General features: G+C 60.1%; 6 protein-coding genes. All 6 read right to left on the bottom strand.

Features of this window, described 5'->3' with window-relative positions; genetic code table 11:
• Positions 1-141, bottom strand: a 141-nt coding sequence (locus tag Q8R61_RS12580; RefSeq protein WP_305537771.1) for a GTP-binding protein, incomplete at its 3' end; no start/stop codon positions are given.
• A gap of 33 nt (positions 142-174) precedes the next feature.
• On the bottom strand, positions 175-2,268 hold the full coding sequence (gene fusA / locus Q8R61_RS12575) for an elongation factor G (protein ID WP_305537769.1): 2,094 nt from the start codon (positions 2,266-2,268) through the stop codon (positions 175-177).
• A gap of 114 nt (positions 2,269-2,382) precedes the next feature.
• Entirely contained in the window at positions 2,383-2,853 is a 471-nt protein-coding gene (gene rpsG / locus Q8R61_RS12570; protein ID WP_305537767.1) for a 30S ribosomal protein S7, read from the bottom strand.
• 21 nt (positions 2,854-2,874) lie between these two features.
• A complete protein-coding gene (rpsL, locus tag Q8R61_RS12565) occupies positions 2,875-3,252 on the bottom strand; it encodes a 30S ribosomal protein S12 (protein ID WP_041101567.1) in 378 nt (125 codons plus the stop codon).
• A 102-nt stretch (positions 3,253-3,354) separates the two neighbouring features.
• Entirely contained in the window at positions 3,355-7,563 is a 4,209-nt protein-coding gene (gene rpoC / locus Q8R61_RS12560; RefSeq protein ID WP_305537759.1) for a DNA-directed RNA polymerase subunit beta', read from the bottom strand.
• Positions 7,564-7,584: 21 nt separating this feature from the next.
• Positions 7,585-10,026: DNA-directed RNA polymerase subunit beta (rpoB, locus tag Q8R61_RS12555; RefSeq protein WP_305537757.1), on the bottom strand; the 2,442-nt coding region annotated here is incomplete at its 5' end.

The raw sequence follows: 10,026 nt of genomic DNA, 5'->3' as shown, positions 1-10,026 counted from the left end.
GTAGGCTTTCGCCTCGCCGCCAAACTTCGCCGACAGCACCGTCGTGATCGCCGCCGTCAATGTCGTCTTGCCGTGGTCCACGTGTCCAATCGTCCCCACGTTTACGTGCGGCTTCGTCCGCTCAAACTTGCCTTTTGCCATTTCTGCTTTCCTTAAAGAACGATTGTTAATCGATCACTTCTTGTTGATGACTGCTTCGGCGACATTCTTCGGCGCCTCGGTGTAGTGCTTGAATTCCATTGAATAGGTGGCTCGACCTTGCGACAGGGAGCGCAACTGGGTGGAATAGCCGAACATTTCCGCCAGCGGAACTTCGGCTTTGATCAGCTTGATGCCGCCAACCTGATCTTCCATGCCATGAACGATGCCGCGACGGCCCGACAAGTCACCCATGACGTTGCCCATGTAATCTTCCGGAGTCTCCACCTCGACCGCCATCATCGGCTCGAGCAACACCGGGCTGGCCTTGCGCATGGCGTCCTTGAAAGCCATCGAGGCAGCCATCTTGAAGGCGTTTTCATTCGAGTCCACGTCATGGTAGGAGCCGTCAAACAAAGTCACCTTGACGTCGACCACGGGGAAGCCGGCGAGCACACCGTTGGGCAGCGTGTCTCTAAGACCTTTTTCCACCGCAGGAATGAATTCGCGCGGTACAGAGCCGCCCTTGATCATGTCGACGAACTCAAAGCCCTTACCGGCTTCGTTCGGCTCCAGTTTGATCCAGACGTGACCGTACTGACCACGACCGCCAGACTGTTTGACGAACTTGCCTTCCTGCTCAACCGACTTGCGCACAGCTTCGCGATAGGCCACCTGTGGCGCACCCACGTTGGCTTCAACACCAAATTCGCGGCGCATGCGATCAACAAGAATTTCCAGATGGAGTTCACCCATGCCGGAAATAATGGTCTGACCGGATTCCTCATCGGTCCGCACACGGAACGAAGGATCTTCCTGCGCCAGGCGATTGAGGGCGATGCCCATTTTTTCCTGGTCGGCCTTGGTCTTGGGTTCGACGGCAACGTGAATCACCGGCTCAGGGAAGACCATCCGCTCAAGCGTGATGACATGAGCAGGGTCGCACAGGGTCTCACCCGTGGTCGCCTCTTTGAGGCCGACGGCAGCCGCGATATCGCCCGCAAATACTTCCTTGATTTCCTCGCGCTGGTTGGCGTGCATCTGCAGAATCCGGCCAAGGCGTTCCTTGCGGCCCTTGATCGGATTGAAAATGGTGTCGCCGGTCTTGACCGTTCCGGAGTAGACGCGGAAGAAAGTCAATTGCCCGACGTAGGGGTCGGTCATGATCTTGAAGGCCAGGGCAGCGAATGGATCCGTATCGTTCGGTTTGCGCTCGCCCGGTTGCTCGTTTTCGAGAATGCCATCGACCGGTGGAATATCCGTCGGGGCCGGCAAGTATTCGATGACCGCATCCAGCATCGCCTGGACGCCCTTGTTCTTGAACGCAGAGCCGCACAGCATGGGCACGATTTCGGCACTGAGCGTGCGCGCACGTAAGCCGGCCTTGATCTCATCCTCGGTCAAGTCGCCGCTGTCGAGATATTTGTTCATCAGCTCCTCGGAAGCCTCAGCGGCAGCCTCCAACATCTTTTCGCGCCACTCGTCGGCCTTGGCCTTGAGCTCGGCCGGAATCTCGCTATATTCGAATTTAATGCCCTGGCTTGCCTCGTCCCAAACGATGGCCTTCATCTTGACCAGATCGACCACGCCCTCAAACTTTTCCTCCGCACCAATCGGAATCTGTAGCGGAATGGGATTGGCCTTGAGGCGCAGGCGCATCTGGTCGTGCACCTTGAAGAAGTCGGCACCCTGACGGTCCATCTTGTTGACGAAAGCCAATCGCGGCACGCCGTAACGGTTGGCCTGGCGCCAGACGGTTTCGGACTGCGGCTGAACGCCGCCGACAGCACAATAGACCATGCAGGCGCCGTCAAGCACTCGCATGGAACGCTCGACCTCGATGGTGAAATCGACGTGTCCCGGCGTATCGATAATATTGACGCGATGCTCAGGGAAATTCTGGCCCATCCCCTTCCAGAAGCAGGTCGTTGCGGCCGAGGTAATGGTAATCCCGCGCTCCTGCTCCTGCTCCATCCAGTCCATGGTGGCGGCGCCGTCATGGACTTCGCCAATCTTGTGATTGACGCCCGTATAAAACAGAATACGCTCGGTGGTGGTAGTTTTTCCGGCGTCAATATGCGCCGAAATGCCAATATTGCGATAGCGCTCGATGGGAGTCTTGCGGGCCACTTGATTTACCTGCCTTATCTAAACCAAACCGCCATGCCGCTACGTTTCACGAAGCGACAGGGCGGCGGACAAAAACGAAAGCCTCGCCGGACACCCGACGAGACACGATACTGCTTAGAAGCGGAAATGCGAGAACGCCTTGTTGGCTTCGGCCATGCGGTGAACTTCTTCACGCTTCTTCATCGCCGCACCACGCCCCTCGGACGCCTCAAGCAGTTCCGCGGCAAGACGCTGGCCCATCGATTTCTCGCTACGCTTGCGCGCCGCTTCACGAAGCCAGCGCATGGAAAGCGCCATGCGCCGGGAAGGACGCACCTCGACCGGAACCTGGTAGTTGGCGCCACCCACACGGCGACTCTTGACCTCGACCAACGGCTTGACGTTGTTTACCGCCAGAGTAAAAACCTCCAGCGGATCCTTCCCGCTCTTGGTCTGAATTTGCGCAAACGCACCATAGATGATGCGCTCGGCAACCGACTTCTTGCCGCTGTCCATCAGCACATTGACGAACTTCGAAAGATCAACGCTGCCGAACTTCGGATCGGGCAGGATGTCACGCTTGGGAACTTCACGACGACGGGGCATGGTATCTCCTTAAGCGCCGGATCAGGCAGCCTTGGGCCGCTTGGCGCCGTACTTGGAACGGCTCTGTTTGCGGTCCTTGACACCTTGGGTATCCAGACTGCCGCGCACTATGTGGTAACGCACACCCGGCAGATCCTTGACGCGACCGCCGCGAATAAGGACTACCGAGTGCTCCTGAAGGTTGTGGCCTTCGCCGCCAATGTAGGAAATCACTTCGAAGCCATTGGTCAGCCGCACCTTGGCAACCTTCCGCAATGCGGAGTTCGGCTTTTTCGGCGTGGTGGTGTAAACGCGAGTACAGACGCCGCGCCGCGCCGGGCTGTTGCCGAGAGCGGGCACTTTGCTTTTCGACTGCGGCGCCTGACGGCCCTTGCGCACGAGTTGGTTAATGGTAGGCATATATATGTCCTGAGCGCTGTGCAAAATGCATAGCAAATTTACAAAAAATCGACCCCTGCCAAGGGCAAAGAGGCCGGATTATAGAATGGTCACTGACTAGCGTCAACCTGCTTGCGCATCTTCGGCTGCGGTTGGTGTGTCTTCCACAGCAACCGGCAGATCGAACAAATTCTGCGCCTCGGCATCGCCACTGGTCTGCTTGCGGCGCGTACGGTGATAAGCCATACCGGTACCCGCCGGAATCAGGCGCCCAACGATGACGTTCTCCTTCAAACCTCGCAGTTCGTCCCGTTTGCCCATGATGGCCGCCTCGGTCAGTACCCGGGTGGTTTCCTGGAAGGACGCCGCCGAAATGAAAGAGTCGGTCGACAAGCTGGCTTTGGTGATGCCGTGGAGCATGAACTCGTACATCGAAGGCGTCTTGCCCGCCGCAATCAGTTTGTCGTTTTCGTCCAGCACGGCGGCGCGCTCTACCTGTTCTTCCTTGATGAAGGCCGAATCGCCAGGATGGGTGATGACGACCCGACGCAGCATCTGGCGCACGATCACCTCGATATGCTTGTCGTTGATCTTCACGCCCTGCAAGCGATACACGTCCTGAACCTCATCGATGATATAACGCGCCAATTCCTCCACGCCCTTCAGACGCAGAATGTCATGGGGGTCGGCTGGGCCGTCGACAATCACTTCACCCTTATTCACCACCTGGCCATCATGCGCCATCACGTGCTTGTCCTTGGTGATCAGGTACTCATGCGCGGTACCGTCCGGCTCGGTGATCACCAGACGCTGCTTGCCCTTGGTGTCCTTGCCGAAGGACACCGTGCCGGTCACTTCGGCCAACACTCCGGCATCCTTCGGTATACGTGCTTCGAAGAGTTCGGCAACGCGCGGCAAACCACCCGTAATGTCGCGGGTCTTGGACGACTCCTGCGGAATCCTGGCCAAAATATCGCCGACCGCTACCTGTTGACCATCCTTGACCGTAATCAGCGAGCCGACCTGGAAGGTAATCGTCACGATATGGTCCGTGCCGTGAATCTTGACCTCCTGGCCGGACTCGTCGATCAGCTTTACCTGCGGCCGCACTCCCTTGGATGCCTTGGCGCCACGCTTGGGATCGATGACGACGAGCGTCGAAAGACCCGTAACCTCATCCATCTGTTCGGCGACCGTCGCGTTCTTCTCGACATTCTCGAATTTGACGGTACCTGCATACTCGGTAACGATCGGACGGGTATGCGGGTCCCACGTTGCCAGCTGAGTCCCGGCCTTGACCGGCTTGCCATCATCGGCCTGCAAGGTTGCGCCATAGGGAACCTTGTGACGCTCGCGCTCGCGGCCGTTGTCATCGGTAATCATCACTTCCCCGGAGCGAGAGATGACAATCTTCTCATTCTTTGGATTGGTGACATAGCGCATGGTTGCGGTAAAGCGAATCACGCCGGTACTCTTGGCCTCGATGCTGCTTTGCGCTGCCGAACGCGATGCCGCTCCACCCACGTGGAATGTACGCATCGTCAGCTGGGTGCCCGGCTCACCGATCGACTGCGCTGCGATCACTCCGACGGCTTCGCCGACGTTGACCATGTAGCCGCGGCCGAGGTCGCGGCCGTAGCACTTGCCACACAGGCCATAGCGCGTTTCGCAGGTCAGCGGGGTGCGCACCTTGACTTCGTCGATGCCGAGCGACTCGATGGTCTCAACCACGTCTTCCACCAGCAGGGTGCCGGCTTCGTACATGGTTTCCTGTGTCTCCGGGTTGATGATGTCGCTGGCTGCCACGCGGCCGAGAATCCGCTCGCGTAGCGCTTCGACCACTTCGCCGCCTTCGACCAGGGCCTTCACCACCAGACCGTTCTTGGTGCCGCAATCGTCCTCGACCACGACCAGATCCTGCGTCACGTCGACCAGGCGACGCGTCAGGTAACCGGAGTTCGCGGTTTTCAGCGCGGTGTCGGCCAGACCCTTACGCGCACCGTGGGTCGAGATGAAGTACTGAAGCATGTTCAGGCCTTCGCGGAAGTTCGCCGTGATCGGCGTCTCGATGATCGAGCCGTCCGGCTTCGCCATCAGGCCGCGCATGCCGGCCAACTGGCGGATCTGCGCGGCGGAACCGCGCGCGCCCGAGTCGGCCATCATGTAGATCGCGTTGAACGACTCCTGGGTGACTTCCTTGCCGTGGCGGTCGATGACTTTCTCGCCACCCAGCTGGCCCATCATGGCCTTGGCGACGGCGTCGCCGGCGCGGCCCCAGATGTCGACCACCTTGTTGTAGCGCTCGCCCTGGGTCACCAGACCCGACGTGTATTGCGATTCGATCTCCTTCACTTCGGCTTCGGCCGCGCCCAGGATCTGCCCTTTTTCTTTCGGGATCAGCATGTCCTTGATGGCGATCGACATGCCCGCGCGGGTCGCGAACGTGAAGCCGGTGTACATCAGCTTGTCGGCGAAAATCACCGTCTCGCGCAGACCGCAGCGACGGAAGCTGGCGTTGATCAGCTTGGAGATTTCCTTCTTCTTCAGCGCCTTGTCGACGAAGCTGAACGGCAGCCCCGGCGGCAGGATTTCGGACAGCAGCGCGCGGCCGAGCGTGGTTTCCACCCGCTTGACGGTCTCGACGCGATTCTTGTCCGCGTCCAGCGTCACTTCCTTGATGCGCACCGTGACGCGGGCATGCAGTTCCGCCTCGTGGTTGTCATAAGCGCGACGCGCTTCGGCCACGTCGGCAAACAGCATGCCTTCGCCCTTGGCGTTGATTTTCTCGCGCGACATGTAATACAGGCCCAGCACGATATCCTGCGACGGCACGATGATCGGCTCGCCGTTGGCGGGCGACAGCACGTTGTTCGATGCCAGCATCAGCGTGCGGGCTTCGGTCTGCGCTTCCAGCGACAGCGGCACGTGGACGGCCATCTGGTCGCCGTCGAAGTCGGCGTTGAACGCCGCGCACACCAGCGGATGCAGCTGAATCGCCTTGCCTTCGATCAGCACCGGCTCGAACGCCTGGATACCCAGGCGATGCAGCGTCGGTGCGCGGTTCAGCATCACCGGATGCTCGCGGATGACTTCTTCCAGCAGGTCCCAGACGATCGGCTCTTCGTCTTCCACCATTTTCTTGGCGGCCTTGATCGTGGTCGCCAGCCCCAGCACCTCGAGGCGGTTGAAGATGAAGGGCTTGAACAGTTCCAGCGCCATCTTCTTCGGCAGGCCGCACTGGTGCAGCTTCAGCGTCGGGCCGACCACAATGACCGAACGGCCGGAGTAGTCGACGCGCTTGCCCAGCAGGTTCTGACGGAAACGGCCGCTCTTGCCCTTGATCATGTCGGCCAGCGACTTCAGCGGACGCTTGTTGGCACCGGTCATCGCCTTGCCGCGACGGCCGTTGTCGAGCAGCGAGTCGACCGCTTCCTGCAGCATGCGCTTTTCGTTGCGCACGATGATTTCCGGCGCCTTCAGTTCCAGCAGACGCTTCAAGCGGTTGTTGCGGTTGATGACGCGGCGGTACAGGTCGTTGAGGTCCGAGGTCGCGAAACGACCGCCGTCCAGCGGCACCAGCGGACGCAGCTCGGGCGGCAGCACTGGCAGCACTTCGAGGATCATCCACTCAGGCTTGATCCCGGACTTCTGGAAGCCTTCGAGGATCTTCAGGCGCTTCGACAGCTTCTTCAGCTTGGTGTCGGAACCGGTCTTGCCGATTTCCGAATGCAGCGTTTCCACTTCGGTGTGCAGGTCGAGCGTACGCAGCAGTTCGCGCACCGCTTCCGCACCCATCAGCGCCTTGAACTCATCGCCGTACTCTTCCAGCTTGCCGAGGTAGTCTTCTTCGGTCAGCAACTGGCCACGGTTGAGTGGCGTCATGCCGGGCTCGACCACCATGAAACCTTCGAAGTAGAGCACACGCTCGATGTCGCGCAGCGTCATGTCGAGCACCATGCCCAGGCGGCTCGGCAGCGACTTCAGGAACCAGATGTGAGCGACCGGCGAGGCCAGTTCGATATGGCCCATGCGCTCGCGGCGCACCTTGGACAGCGTGACTTCGACGCCGCACTTTTCGCAGATCACACCGCGGTGCTTCAGGCGCTTGTACTTACCGCACAAACATTCGTAATCCTTGACCGGGCCGAAAATCTTGGCGCAGAACAGGCCATCGCGCTCCGGCTTGAAGGTGCGGTAGTTGATGGTCTCCGGCTTCTTCACTTCGCCGTACGACCAGGAACGGATTTTCTCCGGCGACGCCAGGCCAATCTTGATGGCGTCGAACTCTTCCTCGTGGGTGGCCTGCTTGAATAGATCTAACAGTGCTTTCATGGCTGTGTCCTCACCCCTAAATTAATAACGTTCCAGATCGATGTCGATGCCGAGCGAACGGATTTCCTTCACCAGCACGTTGAAGGATTCCGGCATGCCCGCCTCGATCTTGTGGTCGCCCTTGACGATGTTCTCGTAGACCTTGGTCCGGCCGTTCACATCGTCGGACTTCACCGTCAGCATTTCCTGCAGCACGTAGGACGCGCCATAGGCTTCCAGCGCCCACACTTCCATCTCGCCGAAGCGCTGGCCACCGAACTGCGCCTTGCCGCCCAGCGGCTGCTGGGTAACGAGGCTGTAAGGCCCGGTGGAACGCGCGTGCATCTTGTCGTCGACCAGGTGGTGCAGTTTCAGCACATGCTTGTAGCCGACGGTGACCTGGCGGTCGAAGGCTTCGCCGGTGCGGCCGTCGTACAGCGTGACCTGGCCGCCTTCCGGCAAGCCGGCCAGTTTCAGCATCTGGCGGATTTCGTCTTCGTTGGCGCCGTCGAATACCGGCGAAGCAAACGGCACGCCTTTCTGGAGGTTGCGTCCCAATTCGATGATCTCGTCATCAGTGAAGCTGTCGAGGTCTTCCATCTTGCCCGACTGGTTGTAGATCTGCTTCAGGAAGGTGCGCAGATCTTTCACCAGCGTCTTGGTCTGCGCCGCCAGCATTTCGCCGATGCGCTCGCCCAGGCCCTTGGCGGCCCAACCGAGGTGGGTCTCCAGGATCTGGCCGATGTTCATCCGCGACGGCACGCCGAGCGGGTTCAGCACGATGTCGACCGGGCGGCCGTCGGCCATGAAGGGCATGTCCTCGACCGGAACGATCTTGGACACCACACCCTTGTTGCCGTGACGGCCGGCCATCTTGTCACCGGGCTGCAGGCGGCGCTTGACCGCCAGGTAGACCTTGACCATCTTCTGCACGCCGGGTGGCAGTTCGTCGCCGGCGGTCAGCTTTTTCTTCTTCTCTTCGAACATCGCATCGAATTCGATGCGCTTCTGCGTCAGGCTGTCCTTCAGCGATTCGACCTGGCGACTGGCTTCGTCGTCGGCCAGGCGGATGTCGAACCAGTCGTGGCGGTTCACCGACTCCAGATAATCCTTGGTGACCTTGCTGCCTTTAGCAAGCTTCTTCGGGCCGCCGTTGGCGACTTTCAGGTGCAGCAGCTTTTCCAGACGCGCAAAGGTGTCGTCCTCGACGATCCGCATGCGGTCGGTCACATCCTTCTTGTATTCGATCAGCTGGGTATCGATGATCGACTGCGCGCGCTTATCTCTTTCAATGCCCTCGCGGGTGAACACGTGCACGTCGATGACGACACCCGACATGCCGGACGGCACTTTCAGCGACGTATCCTTCACGTCGGACGCCTTCTCGCCGAAGATCGCACGCAGCAGCTTCTCTTCCGGCGTCAGCTGGGTTTCGCCCTTGGGCGTGACCTTGCCGACCAGCACGTCGCCCGACTCGACTTCGGCGCCGATCGCGATGATGCCGGAATCGTCCAGACGGCCCAGCTGGCGCTCGGCCAGGTTGGAGATGTCACGGGTGATTTCTTCCGGGCCGAGCTTGGTATCGCGCGCGACCACCGACAACTCCTCGATGTGGATCGAGGTGTAGCGGTCTTCGGCGACAACCTTCTCGTTGATCAGAATGGAGTCCTCGAAGTTGTAGCCGTTCCACGGCATGAACGCGACCAGCATGTTCTGCCCCAGCGCCAGTTCACCCATGTCGGTCGACGCACCATCGGCGATTACGTCGCCGCGTGCGATGACGTCGCCCACCTTCACCAGCGGACGCTGGTTGATGTTGGTGTTCTGGTTGGAACGCGTGTACTTGATCAGCGAGTAGATATCCACGCCCACTTCGCCTTCACGCGCCTCGTCGTCATGCACGCGAATCACGATGCGGCTGGCGTCGATGTAGTCGACGATACCGCCACGATACGCGGTCACCACGGTGCCGGAGTCGACCGCAGCGGTGCGCTCGATGCCGGTGCCCACGAAGGGTTTTTCGGGACGCAGACAGGGCACGGCCTGACGCTGCATGTTGGAGCCCATCAGTGCGCGGTTGGCGTCGTCATGCTCAAGGAAGGGAATCAGCGACGCCGCCACCGACACGATCTGCGCCGGTGCCACGTCCATGTATTCGATCTTGTCGGGCGCCGACAGCGTGAACTCGTTCTTGAAGCGGCACGACACCAGCTCGTCCTTGAACTTGCTCTTGGCATCGAGTTCGGCGTTGGCCTGCGCGATCACGAACTTGCTCTCTTCGATCGCCGACAGGTACTCGATGTCGTCGGTGACCTTGTGGTTCACCACCTTGCGGTACGGCGTTTCGATGAAGCCATACCAGTTGGTGCGCGCAAACAGCGCGAGCGAGTTGATCAGGCCGATGTTCGGGCCTTCCGGCGTTTCGATCGGGCAGACGCGGCCGTAGTGGGTCGGGTGCACGTCGCGCACCTCGAAGCCGGCGCG

It is taken from the genome of Thiobacillus sp. (assembly GCF_030696885.1).
Taxonomy (GTDB): domain Bacteria; phylum Pseudomonadota; class Gammaproteobacteria; order Burkholderiales; family Thiobacillaceae; genus Thiobacillus.
The sequence above is the reverse complement of the archived record's forward strand: the minus strand, read 5'-3'. Positions and strand labels throughout refer to the sequence as shown.

Coding starts and splice junctions, on each gene's coding strand:
- rpsG (WP_305537767.1), bottom strand. CDS start 2,853: ATGCCCCGTCGTCGTGAAGTTCCCAAGCGTGACATCCTGCCCGATCCG.
- rpsL (WP_041101567.1), bottom strand. CDS start 3,252: ATGCCTACCATTAACCAACTCGTGCGCAAGGGCCGTCAGGCGCCGCAG.
- rpoC (WP_305537759.1), bottom strand. CDS start 7,563: ATGAAAGCACTGTTAGATCTATTCAAGCAGGCCACCCACGAGGAAGAG.